The 17314-nt window shown below is 65.4% G+C and carries 12 protein-coding genes; 5 read left to right on the top strand and 7 right to left on the bottom strand.

All coding sequences use genetic code 11. The annotated features are described in order from the left end of the window. Window positions 1–23: 23 nt before the first annotated feature. The gene (locus tag RB623_RS08080; protein ID WP_308056265.1) at window positions 24–485 is read right to left on the bottom strand and encodes a hypothetical protein; all 462 of its coding nucleotides are present in this window, start codon (window positions 483–485) and stop codon (window positions 24–26) included. A 203-nt stretch (window positions 486–688) separates the two neighbouring features. Between RB623_RS08080 and RB623_RS08075 the strand changes: the two genes are divergently transcribed. Then, window positions 689–1843, top strand: a complete 1155-nt coding sequence (locus RB623_RS08075) for an efflux RND transporter periplasmic adaptor subunit (RefSeq protein WP_374121658.1) — start codon at window positions 689–691, stop codon at window positions 1841–1843. Continuing rightward, window positions 1840–5016 (top strand): multidrug efflux RND transporter permease subunit, encoded by a 3177-nt coding sequence (locus RB623_RS08070; protein ID WP_308056263.1) that lies wholly within the window; start codon window positions 1840–1842, stop codon window positions 5014–5016. The genes RB623_RS08075 and RB623_RS08070 overlap by 4 nt, the downstream gene beginning before the upstream one ends. A 139-nt stretch (window positions 5017–5155) precedes the next feature. On the opposite strand, the gene RB623_RS08065 is transcribed toward RB623_RS08070, so the two are convergent. Together RB623_RS08065 and RB623_RS08060 are read right to left on the bottom strand one after the other, a co-directional pair. Continuing rightward, window positions 5156–6823, bottom strand: coding sequence for a calcium-binding protein (locus RB623_RS08065; protein WP_308056262.1), 1668 nt, complete (start codon window positions 6821–6823; stop codon window positions 5156–5158). 409 nt (window positions 6824–7232) lie between these two features. Further along, a complete protein-coding gene (locus tag RB623_RS08060) occupies window positions 7233–9140 on the bottom strand; it encodes a propionyl-CoA synthetase (protein WP_308056261.1) in 1908 nt (635 codons plus the stop codon). A gap of 147 nt (window positions 9141–9287) precedes the next feature. Here RB623_RS08060 and RB623_RS08055 point away from each other — a divergent pair, with 147 nt between their 5' ends. Next, complete coding sequence (locus tag RB623_RS08055; protein ID WP_308056260.1) at window positions 9288–9452, top strand: hypothetical protein; 165 nt, start codon at window positions 9288–9290, stop codon at window positions 9450–9452. A gap of 139 nt (window positions 9453–9591) precedes the next feature. Here RB623_RS08055 and pgk read toward each other — a convergent pair whose 3' ends face one another. From pgk to tkt, 4 genes are all read right to left on the bottom strand, one after another. Next, window positions 9592–10791, bottom strand: a complete 1200-nt coding sequence (gene pgk, locus RB623_RS08050) for a phosphoglycerate kinase (RefSeq protein ID WP_308056259.1) — start codon at window positions 10789–10791, stop codon at window positions 9592–9594. A 64-nt stretch (window positions 10792–10855) separates the two neighbouring features. Beyond that, window positions 10856–12712 carry a potassium/proton antiporter gene (locus tag RB623_RS08045; protein WP_308056258.1) on the bottom strand — a complete coding sequence of 619 codons (1857 nt, stop codon included), beginning with the start codon at window positions 12710–12712 and terminating at the stop codon, window positions 10856–10858. 425 nt (window positions 12713–13137) lie between these two features. Next, on the bottom strand, window positions 13138–14148 hold the full coding sequence (gene gap, locus RB623_RS08040) for a type I glyceraldehyde-3-phosphate dehydrogenase (protein WP_308056257.1): 1011 nt from the start codon (window positions 14146–14148) through the stop codon (window positions 13138–13140). A gap of 209 nt (window positions 14149–14357) precedes the next feature. Next, complete coding sequence (gene tkt, locus RB623_RS08035; RefSeq protein WP_308056256.1) at window positions 14358–16349, bottom strand: transketolase; 1992 nt, start codon at window positions 16347–16349, stop codon at window positions 14358–14360. A 300-nt stretch (window positions 16350–16649) separates the two neighbouring features. Between tkt and RB623_RS08030 the strand changes: the two genes are divergently transcribed. Both RB623_RS08030 and RB623_RS08025 read left to right on the top strand, forming a co-directional pair. Next, entirely contained in the window at window positions 16650–16922 is a 273-nt protein-coding gene (locus RB623_RS08030) for a DUF4164 domain-containing protein (RefSeq protein WP_308056255.1), read from the top strand. 9 nt (window positions 16923–16931) lie between these two features. Beyond that, the gene (locus RB623_RS08025; RefSeq protein ID WP_308056254.1) at window positions 16932–17297 is read left to right on the top strand and encodes a cell division protein ZapA; all 366 of its coding nucleotides are present in this window, start codon (window positions 16932–16934) and stop codon (window positions 17295–17297) included. Window positions 17298–17314 lie beyond the last annotated feature (17 nt).

Genomic DNA, 17314 nt, shown 5'->3' with positions numbered 1-17314 from the left:
GTGCCGCCGCGGGGACACACTATCTACATCCGCAGACGGCCGTTCCACGAAAGACGTTCGCCATGCCAGGTTTCGCCACCAGGATCACAGCCTCCGCCCTGATTGTGCTCGCGGCAGTTGCCGGCGCACCGGCGCGAGGCCATGCCTTGGAGATACGCCAGCAACAGCGCATGCAGAACGACCTGATGCAGAAGCGGCTCGGCCTGCCCCTGCCATCGATCGAGCGCCGCCAGCGGCAACTGGACTATCAGGCGGATCAGCGCCGGTATCGCGAGCAGGACCGCATGCGGATGCAGCGATACAGGCCCAAACCGGTCGTCCCACGCATGCGGCCGTCCTGCCAGAACCAGATCCACGGCAACGAATATCTGCGCCGCGACTGTTCCTAAAGCATGCTGGAGCGGTTTCGCGAGTCGACGGTTTTTCGGGCCTTGCGCCATCGTTGGAACGAGCTGCGCGAACACCGCGCGTCCGGCCGCGTTCAACTCGCGGTCCTAGCGGTTTCGGGCAAAAGAATGTCAGGATCGTGCATCGCCTGGACTCGCTCGGCCGCTATGTTGCGTCGCAGCAGGGCTTGATCGCCGCCTGCCGAGTCCATAAATCGATCTAGCGTACGAGACTGGCCTGGCGTTGCGAGAGAGGGTTCCCCATGCACAGCACAGCCGACAAACCTTCTTCTCGTCCATCCATGCTGAGTATCGCGCCGCGCCTCCCGATCGCCGGATTCCTGGCGGCGGCGCTGTTCACGGCGACCGCAGCGCTGGCCCAGCAGGCGCCACCCCCGCCGGTCACCGTGGCAAAGCCAGTGGTTCGCGACATCGTCGAGGACGACGAGTTCGTCGGCCGCTTCGAGGCCGTTGACGAGGTTGCTGTCCGCTCGCGCGTCGCCGGTTACCTGCAGGAAGTCCATTTCCGCGACGGCGCTTTGGTCAACAAGGACGACCTGCTGTTCACCATCGACCAGCGCCCGTACCAGGCTGCCTACGATGCAGCCAAGTCGCAGGTGGACGTGACCACCAGCGCGCTGGAATTCGCCAAGATGCAACTCGAACGGGCCGAACAACTCGCCAAGACGGGCAACTTGTCCGCTTCCGCGCTCGACGACCGCCGCCGCGAGTTCCTGGCCGGCCAAGCCCAGCACAACGGTGCGCAGGCCTCGCTGCGAACCGCCAGCCTCAACCTCGAATTCACCGAGATCAAGGCGCCGCTCGCCGGCCGCATCGGCCGCCGGCTGGTGTCGGTGGGCAATCTGGTGCAGCCTGATTCGACGCTGCTGACGACGATCGTGGCCGTCGACCCGATCGATTTTTACTTCGACATCGATGAGCGCTCATATTTCGCCTATGCGCGTGATGCGCGCACCCGAGGCGACGTGATGCAGGAAGGCGGCGGCGGGCTCGACGTGGTGGTCCGCGTCGCCGACCGCAACGAGGCGGCATTCAACGGCAGGCTCGACTTCGCCGAGAACCGGCTGGATCAGCAGACCGGCACGATGCGCGTGCGCGCCCGCTTCGACAACAAGGACGGCGTGCTGCAGCCCGGCATGTTCGGCCGCGTCAACGTTCCCGGCTCGCTGCCGCATCCCGGCATCCTTCTGCCGGACGAGGCGATCGGCGCCGACCAGAACCGCCGCATCGTCTATGTGGTCGACGATGCCGGCCTGGTCTCGACCAAGCCTGTGCGCACCGGCCCGCGCATCGACGGCTACCGGGTGATCCGCGAGGGGCTGACCGGCGACGAGACCATCGTCGTCAACGGCCTGATGCGGGTGCGCCCCGGCGTCACCGTCAAGCCGGAGATGACCACCCTGCCGCCGAAGGCGACCGAAGGCCAGACGCAATGAGCTTTGCCCACTTCTTCGTCAACCGCCCGATCTTCGCGGCGGTGCTGTCGATCGTGCTGCTGATCGTCGGCGGCATAGCCTACACGCAGCTACCGGTCGCGCAGTATCCCGAGATCGCGCCGCCGACCATCGTGGTGCGCGCCTCCTATCCGGGGGCCGACGCCGAGACCATCGCCGCCACCGTGGCGACGCCGATCGAGCAGGAAGTCAACGGCGTGGAGCACATGCTCTACATGTCGTCCTATTCCTCCAACGACGGCTCGATGGCGCTCACCATCACCTTCAAGCTCGGCACCGACCTCGACCAGGCGCAGGTGCTGGTGCAGAACCGGGTGTCGATCGCCGAGGCGCGGCTTCCCGAGGAGGTGCGCCGGCTCGGCATCACCACGGCGAAGAGCTCGCCCGACCTGATGATGGTCGTGCACATGCTGTCGCCCGACGATACCTACGACCAGCTCTACGTCTCCAACTATGCCCGCACCCGGGTGCGCGACGTACTGCTGCGGCTCGACGGCGTCGGCGACGTGCAGATCTTCGGCGAGCGCGAATATTCGCTGCGCATCTGGCTCGACCCGCAAAAGCTGTCGGGCTACGGCATGACCGCCGGCGACGTTGTCGAAGCGCTGCGCCAGCAGAACGTGCAGGTCTCCGGCGGCTCGATCGGCGCGCCGCCGATCGACGACGGCTCGGCCTTCCAGTACACGGTGACGACGCAGGGCCGTTTCGACGACGCCCGCGATTTCCGCTATGTCATCGTCAAGTCCACCGAGGACGGCCGGCTGATCACGCTGCAGGATGTTGCGCGCATCGAGCTCGGCGCCAAGGACTACGTCACCAACTCCTATCTCAACGGCAAGGCGGCCGTGGCGCTCGGCATCTTCCAGCGGCCCGGTACCAACGCGCTGGCCTCGGCCGAAGAGATCCAGACGACGATCAAGCAGCTTTCGGCGGATTTCCCGAAGGGGCTCGCCTACGACATCATCTACAACCCGACCGAGTTCATCGCCGAATCGATCAACGAGGTCTACAAGACCATCATCGAGGCGATCCTGCTGGTCGTCATCGTCATCATCGTCTTCCTGCAAAGCTGGCGCATGGCGATCGTGCCGATCGTGGCGATCCCGGTATCGCTGATCGGCACGCTGGCGGTGCTGCTGGCCTTCGGCTTCTCGCTCAACATGCTGACGCTGTTCGGTCTGGTGCTGGCCGTCGGCATCGTCGTCGACGACGCCATCGTGGTGGTCGAGAACGTCGAGCGCAACATCGCCATGGGGCTCGGTCCGCGCGCCGCCGCGCACCGCACAATGGACGAGGTGGGCACGGCGGTCATAGCCATCTCGCTGGTGCTGATCGCGGTGTTCGTGCCGACCGCCTTCATTCCCGGCATCTCCGGCCAGTTCTACCAGCAATTCGCGATCACCATCGCGGTGTCCACCGCGATCTCGGCCTTCAACTCGCTGACGCTGTCGCCGGCGCTGGCGGGCGTTCTGTTCAAGCCGCACGGCACGCAGCATTCGAACTTCTTCCTCGCCCGCTTCGGCCGCACGCTCGCCAACGGCTTCAACAGCGGTTTCGACAGAATGGCGCACGGCTATTCCAGGCTGGTGCATTTCCTCGTCGGCTCGACAACGATGCTGCTGGTCATGCTGGCGATCTTCGCCGGGCTGATCTATGCCACCTACCACATGCTCCAGACCGTGCCGCGCGGCTTCATCCCGCAGATGGACCAGGGTTACGCGATCGTGGTCATCCAGTTGCCGGAAGGCGCCTCGCTGGGCCGCACCGACGCGGTGGTGCAGAAGGCGTCCGAGATCATCCGCAACACGCCGGGGGTCGCCAACGCGGTCGCCTTCGCCGGCTTCTCAGGCGCGACCTTCACCAACGCCAGCAATGCCGGCGTGGTCTTCGCGCCGTTCAAGAGTTTTGAGGAACGGCTCGAGCACGGCCAGTCGGCCGGCCAGATCATCGGCCAGTTGTTCGGCAGCCTGCAGAGCATCCAGGAAGCCTTCATCATCGCCGTGCCGCCGCCCTCGGTGCGCGGCATCGGCAGTTCCGGCGGCTTCAAGATGATGCTGCAGGAGCGCAACAGCGCCGACATGCGGCCGATCCTGGGACTTGCCTACCAGATCATGGGTGTCGCCAACCAGACTCCCGGCCTGACCGGCGTGTACACCACCTTCTCCACCTCGAGCCCGCAATTCTTCCTGGAGATCGACCGCGACAAGGCGCGCATGCTCAACGTGCCGATCCCCAACATCTTCGAGACCCTGTCGATCAATCTCGGCACGTCCTACGTCAACGACTTCAACGCTTTCGGCCGCGTCTACCAGGTGCGGGCGCAGGCCGACCAGGCGTTCCGCGTCGAACGCGACGACATATTGAGGCTGAAGGTGCGCTCGGCGACGGGCGCGCTGGTGCCGCTCGGCACGCTGGTCGAAATCCGCGACGTCACCGGGCCCTCGCTGGTGCAGCGCTACAACATGTATGTGTCGGTGCCGCTGCAAGGCAACGCCGCGCCCGGCGTGTCGACCGGCACGGCGCTCGACCTGATGGAGAAGGTGGCGGCCGAGAACCTGCCGCAGGGGACCTCCTACGAATGGACCGAACTGGCGTTGCAGGAGCGGCAGACCGGCAACACGGCGATCTTCATCTTCGGCCTGTCGGTACTGTTCGTGTTCCTGGCGCTCGCCGCGCAGTATGAAAGCTGGGTCATGCCGTTTGCGATCGTGCTGATCGTGCCGCTCGGCGTGCTGGCGGCACTGCTCGGCGTCGCCTTCCGCGGGCTAGACAACAACATCCTCGTGCAGATCGGCCTGATCGTGCTGGTCGGCCTGGCGGCCAAGAACGCCATCCTGATCGTCGAGTTCGCGCGACAAGGTCAGGAACGCGGCGCGACAGCGGTGGAGGCGGCCGTCGAGGCGGCCAGGCTACGGCTGCGGCCGATCCTGATGACCGCCTTCGCCTTCATCCTCGGCGTGGTGCCGCTGATGATCGCCACTGGCCCCGGCGCCGAGATGCGCCAGTCGCTCGGCACCGCGGTGTTTTCCGGCATGCTCGGCGTCACCATCGTCGGCCTGTTCCTGACGCCGGTGTTTTATGTGACGCTGCGGCGGCTGGTGCCTTACCGCCCGGCGGCCGATACCGAGACGCCGGTGCTCACGCCGGGCGAGTGAGTGAAAGAGCGCCCGCGCGTCTGAGCAGATTGCGAGGCAACCGCCTCCCGGGGCCGCAGGCAGGCCTGAGCAGCGCAAAAAAACCGAAGGGCCGCGTCGCCGAGCGGCCCTTTTTGTCTTTCGACGCCGAATTGCGGCGTCAGATGACGCTGAAATCCGCGTTGGTCAAAGCGAGACCGGCCGTCAATGTGGCGAAATGGATACCGGCGGTCGCGCCGGTCCCGTCGGCATCGTACAACAGCCTGCCGGTATCGGTCTCGTAGATGATGCGGTCGCTGGAGTCGCCGGCCGCGCCCGTCGTGTTCGCCCGGAAGGCGGCGACCGCAAGAGTCCCCGTGGCAGTCAGCGCGGTGAAGATCGCGTTCTCCAGTTGGATCGTATCGTCGGCGACCGAAAAGTCGGTGACGGTGTCGACATTGGTGCTGGCGCTGAGCGCGGCGTTGAAGCGGAAGGCGTCCTTGCCGGCAGCGCCGGTCAGCGTGTCCTTGCCGGAACCGCCGATCAGCGTATCGTCGCCAGTGCCGCCATTCAGCGTGTCGTTGCCAGAACTGCCACTCAGCGTGTCGTTGCCCGAAGAGCCGGCAAGCGAATTGTTGGCGGTATTGCCGGTGATGATGTTGCTCAGGCTGTTGCCCGAGCCGTTGATGGCGCTGCTGCCAATGAGCGTCAGCCGTTCCACAGCGCCGAACACCTTTGTCGTGTCGGCAAGATTGAAGGTGATCGCCGACTTCACCGTGTCGGTCCCATCGGCAAAATCGGAGCCCGGATTCTCGTCCACCGTGTCGCCGGCATTGTCGACGACATAGGTATCGTTGCCCCAGCCGCCACGCATATCGTCGGCGCCGGCCCTGCCGTCCAGCACGTCGTCGCCGCCAAGGCCGCGAAGGCGATTGGCAGCGCTGCTGCCGATCAACGTGTCGTCGGCTTCGGTGCCGCGGACCCTCTCGATGCTGACGAGGGTGTCCTGCCTGCCGAAACCGTCGATCGCCAGGCCCGTGGTCAGGTTCACGGTCACGCCGTCGAGGCCGCCCCTGCGGTCGTCGCGGTCGTAGCGCACCTCGTCGAAACCACCCTTGCCGTCGATCTTGTCGCGGCCGCCCATTCCCATGAAATGCTCGTCGAGCGAAGAGCCATTGAGCGTGTCGGCAAACTGCGTTCCCCGGAAAGACTCGACATTCTTGAACGTCTCGCTGTTGCCCCAGGGATCGATCACCGTCCCGACCGTCGCATTGAGCACGACGCCACGCAGCGCCGTGGGATCGAAATAGGCCTCCTGGAAGCTCAACGTATCAAAGCCTGCGCCGCCGTCGTAGGTGTCCTTGCCGGGGCCTCCTTCCAGGAAGTCGTCACCGCTACCGCCCTTCAGTATGTCGTTGCCGGCGTGGCCATATACATCATCACTGCCCGTCGATCCGTTGACCGTGTCGTTGCCGTTCATCAGCCAACGATTGAAGCCCCAGGGGTCGAACCCGTCTTCGTACTGATAGACTTCGGAGGAATCATAAACATCGACCAGCGGCAGGTTGAGACCCGTGACGGTCTGCTGAACCGTCGTGCCGTCCGCACGGAACAACTGCACGCCCGTCAGCGTGCCCGCCGTCGGCCAGCCGTTGGCATCAAGGGCGAAGCCCGTGCCGTTCAGCCTGAGAACGAGGCCATTCTGCAACTGGAAGACGATCCTCGTCGCGGTCGGCGTGCCGACCAGCGCTGCATTGTGGAGATCGAGAAGTTCTCCAAGAGATGGGTTGTAATCCACGAATTCGGGAAGATACGTTCCTCCCGGGAACGCCATTGTCACGGTTGCCATTTGATTTCCCCCTGGTTGCCGGTTGCAAAATCAACCATCCGGCCGTCCAGACAGCCGCTGCCGTATGACAAATTTCCGGCGGCAATCCGCGCTGGACAGACACGCTGTCGGCAGGGGGCCAGGCAAGCCTCCCGCCAGTTCCCCAATCGCCATTTGGGCGAAGGTTACGGGCTTTTTGTCGATTTTTCAAGCATCTGTGCGAATCCTGGAAACATTAGTGCAGGATCAAAACGATTTTACCTCCGGGACGGCGCAGTAAATGTTGCCGGCGCCTACCTGGAGTGGAAATCTATTCTCGCTAAACTACCCTGAAACAACGGCAGCGGGCGATGATCGGTACAATTGCTTGCCGGCCGCCGGCATCATTCCCAAAAGGGGAATGCTACGCTGTATGGCCCCTGCGCGCCGCCTAAAGGCCGATCCCCCGCGCCGCCAGCGCCGCGGCGATCTCGTCCAGAATCGCCGGATCGTCGATGGTCGCCGGCATCGCCCAGGGCTCTCGGTCGGCGATCTTCTGCATGGTGGCGCGCAGGATTTTTCCCGAACGCGTCTTCGGCAGGCGCTTGATCACCACCACCGTCTTCAGCGCCGCCACCGCGCCGATGCGATCGCGCACCAACGCCACGATCTCGCTTTCGATCTCCGCCGCATCGCGGTTCGTGCCGGCATTCAGCACCACGAAGCCGCAGGGCACCTGGCCCTTCATCGCGTCGGCAATGCCGATCACCGCACACTCGGCGACGTTCGGATGTTCGGCAAGCACTTCCTCCATGCCGCCGGTCGACAGGCGGTGGCCGGCGACATTGATGATGTCGTCGGTACGCGCCATGATGAACAGATAGCCGTCGGCGTCGACCAGGCCTGCGTCGGCGGTCTTGTAGTAGCCGGGGAACTCGGCGAGATAGGCTTCGCGGAACCGCTGGTCGGCGTTCCACAGCGTCGGCAGGCAGCCGGGCGGCAGCGGCAGTGTCAGCACCACATTGCCGAGTCTCCCTGCCGGCACCGGATGGCCCGCATCGTCCAGCACTCGCACGTCGAAACCCGGCATTGGCACGCCCGGCGAGCCGTGCTTCACCGGCAACATGCCGAGGCCGACCGGGTTCTGGGTGATCGGGTGGCCGGTCTCGGTCTGCCACCAATGGTCGATCACCGGCACCCCCAGCATCCGCTCCGCCCATTCGAGCGTGGGAGGGTCGGCGCGCTCGCCGGCCAGGAACAGCGTCCGGAATTTCGTTAGATCGTACTTCGGGACAAATGAACCCAGCGGGTCCTGCCCCTTGATGGCACGGAAGGCGGTCGGCGCGGTGAACAGCGCGGCCACACCGTGCTGAGAGATGACCCGCCAGAACGTGCCGGCATCCGGCGTGCCCACCGGCTTGCCCTCGAACAGCACCGTCGTGCAGCCATGCAGCAGCGGCGCATAGACGATGTAGGAATGGCCGACCACCCAGCCGACGTCGGACGCAGCCCAGAACACCTCGCCCGGCCTGACGCCGAACTCGTTTTCCATAGACCATTTCAGCGCGACCATGTGGCCGCCATTGTCGCGGACCACGCCTTTCGGCTGCCCGGTCGTGCCCGACGTGTAGAGCACATAGAGCGGATCCGTCGCCGCGACGGGCACGCAATCGATATTGGCGCCCGCCGCGCGTTCCCGCGCCACCTGGTCGGCGAAATCGAGATCGCGGCCTTCGACGAGGTCGCAGCGCTGCTGCTCCCGCTGCAGGATCAGGCAGCGGCCGACCTTGTGCCGAGCCATGCCGATGGCGCCGTCGAGCAGCGGCTTGTAGGCGACGGTGCGCCCCGGCTCCAGGCCGCAGGAAGCCGAGATGATCAGTTTCGGCGTCGCGTCGTCGATGCGGGTGGCGAGTTCGCGCGCGGCAAAGCCGCCGAAGACGACCGAGTGGATGGCGCCCAGCCGCGCGCAGGCGAGCATGGAAAACACCGCTTCCGGCACCATCGGCATGTAGATGATGACGCGGTCGCCTTTTTGGACGCCCTGATTCCTGAGCACCGAAGCCAGCGCCACCACCTCCCGCTTCATCTCGGCATAGGTGAATTTCTGGACCGTGCCGGTGATTGCGCTGTCGTAGATCAGCGCAAGCTGATCGGCGCGGCCGCGCTCGACGTGGCGGTCGAGGGTGTTGAAGCAGGTGTTGCACTCGGCCCCCGCGAACCAGCGGCCATAGACGCCGGCTTCGGCGTCGAACACCTTTTCCCAGGGTTTCGACCAGTCGATCTCGCGCGCCGCCTCGGCCCAGAATCTTTCCGGGTCGGCCTGCCACGCGGCATAGACTTCATGGTAGCGCGATGCCATCGGCGCTCCTCCCGCTCCGATTTTTCGCGAGTTTAGCTGCCCGCGCGGTGCAGCGTCCACCTGACTATCGGCTTATAGCTTGTTGCGCCGCCAGCCATCACCGATTGCTCTTTGACAGGGACATCGTCTCCTGCTCAAAAACATCCCATGTCGAAAGCCCTGTCGCTCGTCATCCTCGCCATGATGGTCATCCAGATCATCAAGCCGCTCGGCCTGCCGGGGCTCAGGCAGCGCCGCGACTTCTGGAAGCTGGCGGTCGCCGCGCTGGCCGCGATATCACTGACGGTGATCCTCAGCCACGCAACGGTGTGAGAGCTGTTCCCTTCTCCCCATTCACGGGGAGAAGGTGGCCCGAAGGGCCGGATGAGGGGCGGCGCCACGCAACCCGATGTTCGTGCCGCCCTTATCAGGCTGCCGGCATCTTCTCCCGGTAACGGCGAGAAGGGAGCCTTCACCCCTTCTTCAGCACCTCGACGCCGGGCAGGTCCTTGCCTTCCATCCATTCGAGGAAGGCGCCTCCGGCGGTCGACACATAGCTGAAATCGTCGGCGACGCCGGCATGGTTGAGCGCGGCCACCGTGTCGCCGCCGCCGGCGACCGATACCAGTCGTCCGGCCTTGGTCTCGGCGGCCGCCGCCCTGGCGGCCGCGACAGTCGCCTTGTCGAAAGGCGCGATCTCGAAGGCCCCCAGCGGGCCATTCCAGACCAGCGTGTTGGCGCGGCCGATCCATTCGACGATCTTTTCGACCGTCTTCGGGCCGACGTCGAGGATCATGCCGTCCGCCGGGATGTTTTCGACGGGCAAGACCTCGTGGGCCGCTCCGGCCTTGAATTCCTTCGCCACCACCCCGTCCGACGGCAGGATGATGGCGCAGCCGGCGGTGGCGGCGTCGATCATGATCTGCTTGGCGGTGTCGGCGAGATCGTGCTCGCACAGCGACTTGCCGACATTGGTGCCGCGCGCCGCGAGAAACGTGTTGGCCATGCCGCCGCCGATCACCAGCGCGTCGACCTTCTTCACCAGATTGGTGAGCAGGTCGATCTTGGTGGAAACCTTGGCGCCGCCGACGATGGCAACGACAGGGCGCTTCGGGTTGCCGAGGCCGGCGTGCAGCGCGTCGAGTTCCGCCTGCATGGTGCGGCCGGCATGAGCGGGCAGGTGGCGTGCCAGCCCCTCGGTCGAGGAATGGGCGCGATGGGCCGCGGAAAACGCGTCGTTGACGAAGATGTCGCCGTTCCTGGCCAGCGCCTCGGTAAAGGCCTTGTCGTTCTTCTCCTCGCCCTTGTGGAAGCGGGTGTTTTCCAGAAGCAGGATGTCGCCGTCCTGCATCGCCGACACGGCGTCGGCGGCTTCATCGCCGATGCAGTTCGAGGCGAAGCCGACCTTTCGGCCGATCACTTTACCGGTGGCCCCGGCGATCGGCTCGAGCGAAAATTCCGGCGTCGGCCCGTCCTTCGGCCGGCCGAAATGCGCCAGCAGGACCACTCTCGCGCCCTTGTCGGAGAGTTCGGTGATGGTCGGCGCGACACGCTCGATGCGGGTGGCGTCGGTCACCTTGCCGTCGGCAACCGGCACGTTCAAATCGACGCGCACCAGCACGCGTTTGCCCTTCACGTCGCCGATGTCGTCGAGGGTCTTGAAGGCGGTCATCTGCGTCTCCGTGGTTGGGTCGCGCGGACATTATCGCGCCGCGCCGCCGATGCAAGCTGGCCTTTCAGCCGACCGTCGTGTCTTCCGGCGCGGGCGCCGGCTGGGCAGGCGTGGCCGATTTGTCGAAGCGGCGGCGAAGATAGGCCTTGATCCGGTCGCGGATTTCCGCCGCGCCGAAAAAGGCCGGGATCGCCGGCGGTGGCGTCGGCTCCAGCGCCACGCCGACGCTCGATATGCGGCCCTTCTCGTCGACGTCGCGCACGATCAGTTCGATCGGCCCGAGGCTGACGCGATCAGCATATTCGGCATGGCCGCCGAGCTTTGTCACCATCAGCGCGCCGATGGTCAGGCCGCGCTCGGCCTCGGCAACCTGCGCCTCGTAGGCCGCCTCCAGGTCGGTCGCCGGCCGGGCGGGGTCGACGGCGAAGGCGCCGAAAAAATCCTCGTCCTCGGGATCGACCTCGGTACGGCTGGCGAACAGCCGGTCGAGCAGGCGCGGATAGCGATCGGGCACGAAGATATAGACATGGTCGCCGGCGACCAGCCGGCCGGCATCCTGGAACTTGATCGAGCGCCCCTCGCGCACCACCAGCGACGGCCGCGCCCAGCGCGGGATGCGCTGGCCGCGCAGCACCGGGCTGCCGGCCACCACCGTATAGGCGAGCAGTTCGTGATGCGCCGAGCCCGGCAGCTCAAGCTCCACCTTCTGCAGCGGTCCCAGCCGCGCCGGCACGATCAGCCCGAGGAAGCGCGCGAGCGGCCCGACCGTCCAGCCCTGCACCACCAGCGACACCAGCACGACGATGAAAGCGGTGTTGAAGATCAGCCGTCCATGCTCCAGACCGCCGAGAATGGGCGTGATCGCCAGCAGGATCGACACCGCCCCGCGCAGGCCGACCCAGGAGATGAAGGCCGTCTCCTGCCGCGGCATGCTGAACGGGATAAGGCAAAGCCAGACCGCCAGCGGCCGTGCCACGACGATGAGCACCAGCCCGAGCAGGACCGCCACGGGCAGGATCGGCAGGAACTCCGACGGAGTGGCGAACAGGCCGAGCACCAGGAACATGATGATCTGCGCCAGCCAGGACATGCCGTCCTGGAAACGCTTGAGCACGGAGACGGCGCGGATGTCGGAATTGCCGGCGATCAGCCCGGCGAGGTAGACGGCGAGGAAACCCGAGCCGCCGACGGCGCCGGCGGCGGCGAACACCATCAGCGACAGCGTCAGCACGAAGATCGGAAGCAGGCCGCTGTCGAGATGCAGGCGGTCGACCAGTCTTACGATGCCATAGCCGCCGGCGAGCCCGATCGCCGCGCCGAACAGCATGTGGGTGACGAAGCCCAGCACCAGGTCCATGGCGATGACCTCGGCATGCGGCTGCGCGCCCAGCGCGATGATCTCGACCAGCGTGATCGTGAGGAAGATGGCGATCGGGTCGTTGGTGCCGGATTCGATCTCCAGCGTGGCGCGCACCCGCTCGCGCAGGTTGACGTTGCCGGCGCGCAGCAGGAAGAACACCGCCGCCGCGTCGGTCGAGGCAACCGCGGAGCCGAGCAGGAAGGATTCCATCCAGGAGAGTTCGGTCAGATAGAAGGCGGCGACGCCGAACAGCGCGGTCGTCAGCACCACACCGGCCGTCGCCAGCGTCAGCGCAGGCGCGGCAGCCTGGCGAAAGATCTTCAGCGGCGTTCCGAAGCCGGAATCGAACAGGATGACGGCAAGCGCCAGCGAGCCGGCGAAATAGGCCAGTTGCGCGTTGTCGAACTTGATGCCGAGCCCGTCCTCACCGGTGGCCAAGCCGATCGCCAGGAAAAGCAGCAGCAGCGGCGCGCCGAAACGGAAGGCGATCAGGCTCGAAAACGCCGCTGCGACCACCAGGGCGCCGCTGACCAGCGTGACGAGATAGATTGCCTGATCCATGCCGATGCCGTTCCCACGCTCCTGTCTTCGTGGATCGATGCAGAGTGCGGCGAAGACAAGGCGTTAGCCCGCATTTCTCACACTCGATGCGGCCTGCGCCGGTTCAAGAAGCCGGCAGGGCAGGAGCGGCGCGACGAGCGATGTGGTTCATCGGGCAAGCGCCGCGACGCACCACACTGTTGGCTTCTTCAACCGGCCCTCCGGGTTGCCTTTCGGCGGGCGCCTGCGACGTCGGGGGCTCGACCGTATTCCCGATACGACCGTTCGCCGCCCGACGCCGCATCCGCCTCGCCGAAAGAGCAACGCAGGCCACATGGAGTGTGAGAAATGCGGGCTGGGCAATGGATTTGCGACAAAGATTCCGCTGAAACGAAAAACGCCCGGCCGAGGCCGGGCGTCGCGATTTCATAAGCCCGTTTCGAGGCTTAGCCGATGGTCTTGGCGAAGGCCGCCGTGACGTCGGCCATGCGGTTGGAGAAGCCCCATTCGTTGTCGTACCAGCCGAGGATGTTGACGAAGTTGCCATCCATCACCTTGGTCTGGTCGAGCAGGATGGTCGCCGAATGCGGGTCGTGATTGAGGTCCGACGATACCAGCGGATGGTTGGTGTAGGTCATCACGCCCTTCAGCTTGCCGTTGGAGGCGGCGATCAGCGCGTCGTTGACCTCCTGCACGGTGGTGTTGCGCTTCGCGACGAACTTCAGATCGACCAGCGAGACGTTCGGGGTCGGCACGCGGATCGAGATGCCGTCCAGCTTGCCCTTGAGCTCCGGCAGCACGAGACCGATCGCCTTTGCAGCACCCGTCGAGGTGGGGATCTGCGACAGCGCCGCGGCGCGGCCGCGGTAGAGATCCTTGTGCATGGTGTCCAGCGTCGGCTGGTCGCCGGTGTAGGAATGGATGGTCGTCATCATTCCCTTCTCGATGCCGACCAGCTCGTTCATCACCAGCGCCATAGGCGCCAGGCAGTTGGTGGTGCACGAGCCGTTCGAGATCACCACGTGATCCTTGCTCAGTTTGTCGTGGTTGATGCCGTAGACAACGGTCAGGTCGGCGCCGTCGGCCGGGGCCGAGACGATGACGCGCTTGGCGCCTGCCGCCAGATGCGCCGAGGCCTTGTCCCTGGAGGTGAAGATGCCGGTGCATTCCAGCGCGATGTCGACACCGAGCTCCTTCCATGGAAGCTGCGACGGATCCTTGATCGCGGTCACCTTGAACTTTTCGGAACCGATGCGGATCGTATCGCCGTCGACCGTCACCTCGCGCGGGAAGCGGCCATGCACGCTGTCGTAGCGCAGCAGATGCGCATTGGTCTCGACCGGGCCGAGATCGTTGACGGCGACGACGTCGATGTCCTTGCGGCCGGATTCAAAGATGGCGCGCACGATGTTGCGGCCGATGCGGCCGAATCCATTGATGGCAACTCTGATGGTCATGAAATTCCTCCTGTCGCGGTGAAGGCGCGGCTACGCTCGGGAATGGTGCCGCCCGCTTCATAAACTCGGGCGTTCAAAGAATCCATATGTCGGAAGGGTGAATTTAAATCGATTAGCAGCTGGTACAGCGCTTTATTCCGCCTGCCCGGGATGCGACATCGCGGCGCATGATGGACGCGCCGCGAGTCGATGGTCAGGACCGGAAGTCGCTACTTCTTGTGCAGGCGCTTCTCGACGGCGTCGACGGTCGCCCCGGCGGTGATGCCGAAATGCGGATAGAGCTGCTCGATCGAACCGGACGCGCCGAAGCCGTGCATGCCGATGAAAAGGCCGTCGAGCCCGATGAAGCGGTCCCAGCCGAGGCGGATGCCGGCCTCGATCGCCACCTTGACCTTGGCCTTGCCGATCAGCGCGGCCTTGTAGTCGTCGGACTGCTCCTCGAACAGTTCGAAGCAGGGTACGGAGACAACCCGCGTCGGATGGCCGTGCTGCTGCAGCAGCGTACGGGCGGCTACCGCGATCTCGACCTCGGAGCCGCTGGCGAAGATCGTTACCACGGCTTCGCCGTCGGCGGTCGCCAGTTCATAGGCGCCGAGCCGGCACGGGTTCTCCTCGGAGAACTCGGTGCGCAGCGCCGGCAGGTTCTGGCGGGTCAGCGCCAGCGTTGACGGCGTCTTGGTGCTTTCCAGCGCGATCTGCCAGCATTCGGCAGCTTCGGTGGCGTCGGCCGGCCGCATGACCAGATGGTTGGGGATCGCCCTGAGCGCCGCCAGGTGCTCGACCGGCTGGTGGGTCGGCCCGTCCTCGCCCAGCCCGATGGAATCGTGGGTCATCACGAAGACGGTGCGGATGCCCATCAGCGATGCGAGCCGCATCGACGGCCGCGCATAGTCGGAAAAGCACATGAACGTGCCGCCATAGGGGATTACGCCGCCATGCAGCGTCAGGCCGTTCATAGCCGCCGCCATGCCGTGCTCGCGGATGCCGTAATGCACGTAGCGGTTGCCGTAGTTGCCGGCCGAGATCGCGTTGGTCTGGCTGGTCTTGGTGTTGTTGGAACCGGTCAGGTCGGCCGAGCCGCCGATCGTCTCCGGCACGACGCCGTTGATGACCTCAAGCGCCATCTCGCTCGACTTGCGGGTCGCGACCTTCGGCTTGTCGGCGGCGAGCTTCTTCTTGTAGGCGGCGATGGCCTCGTCCAGGCCGGCCGGCAGGTCGCCGCGCAAGCGCCGCTCGAATTCGGCGCGGGTCTCGGCGCCGCTGTCGGCGAGCCGCTTCTCCCAGTCCTTGCGTCCCTTGGCCGAGTTGAGGCCGGCCAGCCGCCAGGCGTCGAGAATGTCGGAGGGAACCTCGAACGGCGCGGACTCCCAGCCGAGCGCCTTGCGCGTGGCGGCGATCTCGTCCTTGCCGAGCGGCGAGCCATGCGCGGCCTTGGTGCCGGCCTTGGTCGGCGCGCCGAAACCGATGGTGGTCTTGCAGGCGATCATTGTCGGACGGTCGGACTTCTTCGCCTGCTCGATGCAGTTGGCGATTGCCTCGGGATCGTGGCCGTCACAGGCCAGCGTGTTCCAGCCGCTGGCGGCGAAGCGTGTGCCCTGGTCGGTGGAGTCGGCCAGCGACACCGCGCCGTCGATCGAGATGTTGTTGTGGTCCCAGAAGACGATCAGCTTGTTGAGCTTCAGATGGCCGGCCAGCGCCAGCGCCTCCTGGCTGATGCCTTCCATCAGGCAGCCGTCGCCGGCGATCACATAGGTGTAGTGGTCGACCAGCGCGTCGCCGAACCGGGCATTGAGGATGCGCTCCGCCAGCGCCATACCGACGCTGTTGCCAAATCCCTGGCCGAGCGGGCCGGTGGTGGTCTCGATGCCGGCGGCGTGGCCATATTCCGGATGGCCGGCGGTCTTCGAGCCGAGCTGACGGAAGTTCCTGATCTCGTCGATGGTGATGTCCTCGTAGCCCGTGAGGTAGAGCAGCGAGTAGAGCAGCATCGAGCCGTGGCCGGCCGACAGCACGAAGCGGTCGCGGTCCGCCCAATGTGGGTTCTTCGGGTCGTATTTCAGATAGCGCGTGAACAGCACGGTGGCGATGTCGGCGCAGCCCATCGGCAGGCCGGGGTGGCCGGAATTCGCCTTCTCCACGGCATCCATGGACAGGAAGCGGATCGCATTGGCCATGCGGTCGTGCTTTTCGCGGCTCGTCATGCTGGATCTCCGAGGATTTTGGCGGGCTGCCCCAAGGCACGGGGACACATAACAGGTGCCATGCCGCTGTCAACGCGGGCCTGCGGGCCGGACCAAAGCTGCGGGATCGGGCGATCGTGCTCGGCCGCTGCCTGCCCGGCCGCTCCGCCAGCGGGGACGCATTCGGGATTGCTGCGCCGGTTAACGGGGGATAGGCGCGCCGGCTTGTTGACTGACTGTTGACACGGTGCCTAATCTTTCACGGGTAAATTGTTATTATCCGTCATTGATTCGGGGATTGGCGGGGTTTCGAAAGGTGCCATGACCGGGGAAACGACGCTGCGGGAAGTCATCGTCCGCCTTGGCAAGGCGATGGACACGCTCGAACAGTCGGCTGCTTCGCGGCTGGAGCACGAGCAGGACTATTCCGAGGCGGAAGCGGAAGTGCAGCGCATGAATGCCGACCGCAGCCGGCTGGCGCAGGAACTCGACCTCTCCGAAGCGCGCGCCGAGCGGCTCGAAGAAGCCAACAAGGAAGTGTCCCGGCGTCTGGTAACCGCGATGGAGACGATCCGCGCGGTCCTCGATAGGTAGGTTGTGGCGATGGCCCAGGTGACTGTCACGATCGATGGCAAGACCTACCGGATGGCCTGCGACGAAGGTCAGGAAGAGCACCTTCTCGACCTTGCCCAGCGCTTCGACCGCTATGTCTCGCATCTGAAGGACACGTTCGGCGAGATCGGCGACCAGCGGCTTACCGTCATGTCCGGCATCATGGTCATGGACGAGCTGACCGAGCTGCAGAAGCGCGTCAAGGGCATGGAGAGCGAGATCATGACGCTCCGCAAGACGCGCGACGACGCGCTGATGAAAGCCGACAAGAACGACGCGGCGCTCACCGGCGCACTGGCCGGGCTCGCCCAGCGCATGGAAGGCCTCGCCGAAAGACTGGCGGTCCGCAAGGAGTGAAGGCGACGGCGCTGTGC

Origin of the sequence: Mesorhizobium sp. LHD-90 (assembly GCF_030929505.1) — a bacterium.
Lineage (GTDB): Bacteria > Pseudomonadota > Alphaproteobacteria > Rhizobiales > Rhizobiaceae > Kumtagia.
The sequence above is the reverse complement of the archived record's forward strand: the minus strand, read 5'-3'. Positions and strand labels throughout refer to the sequence as shown.

Bases quoted from the DNA above. Each gene is read 5' to 3' on its own strand.
- RB623_RS08075 (WP_374121658.1), top strand. From the start codon at position 689: ATGCTGAGTATCGCGCCGCGCCTCCCGATCGCCGGATTCCTGGCGGCG.
- RB623_RS08070 (WP_308056263.1), top strand. From the start codon at position 1,840: ATGAGCTTTGCCCACTTCTTCGTCAACCGCCCGATCTTCGCGGCGGTG.
- RB623_RS08065 (WP_308056262.1), bottom strand. From the start codon at position 6,823: ATGGCAACCGTGACAATGGCGTTCCCGGGAGGAACGTATCTTCCCGAA.
- RB623_RS08060 (WP_308056261.1), bottom strand. From the start codon at position 9,140: ATGGCATCGCGCTACCATGAAGTCTATGCCGCGTGGCAGGCCGACCCG.
- RB623_RS08055 (WP_308056260.1), top strand. From the start codon at position 9,288: ATGTCGAAAGCCCTGTCGCTCGTCATCCTCGCCATGATGGTCATCCAG.
- pgk (WP_308056259.1), bottom strand. From the start codon at position 10,791: ATGACCGCCTTCAAGACCCTCGACGACATCGGCGACGTGAAGGGCAAA.
- RB623_RS08045 (WP_308056258.1), bottom strand. From the start codon at position 12,712: ATGGATCAGGCAATCTATCTCGTCACGCTGGTCAGCGGCGCCCTGGTG.
- gap (WP_308056257.1), bottom strand. From the start codon at position 14,148: ATGACCATCAGAGTTGCCATCAATGGATTCGGCCGCATCGGCCGCAAC.
- tkt (WP_308056256.1), bottom strand. From the start codon at position 16,349: ATGACGAGCCGCGAAAAGCACGACCGCATGGCCAATGCGATCCGCTTC.
- RB623_RS08030 (WP_308056255.1), top strand. From the start codon at position 16,650: ATGACCGGGGAAACGACGCTGCGGGAAGTCATCGTCCGCCTTGGCAAG.
- RB623_RS08025 (WP_308056254.1), top strand. From the start codon at position 16,932: ATGGCCCAGGTGACTGTCACGATCGATGGCAAGACCTACCGGATGGCC.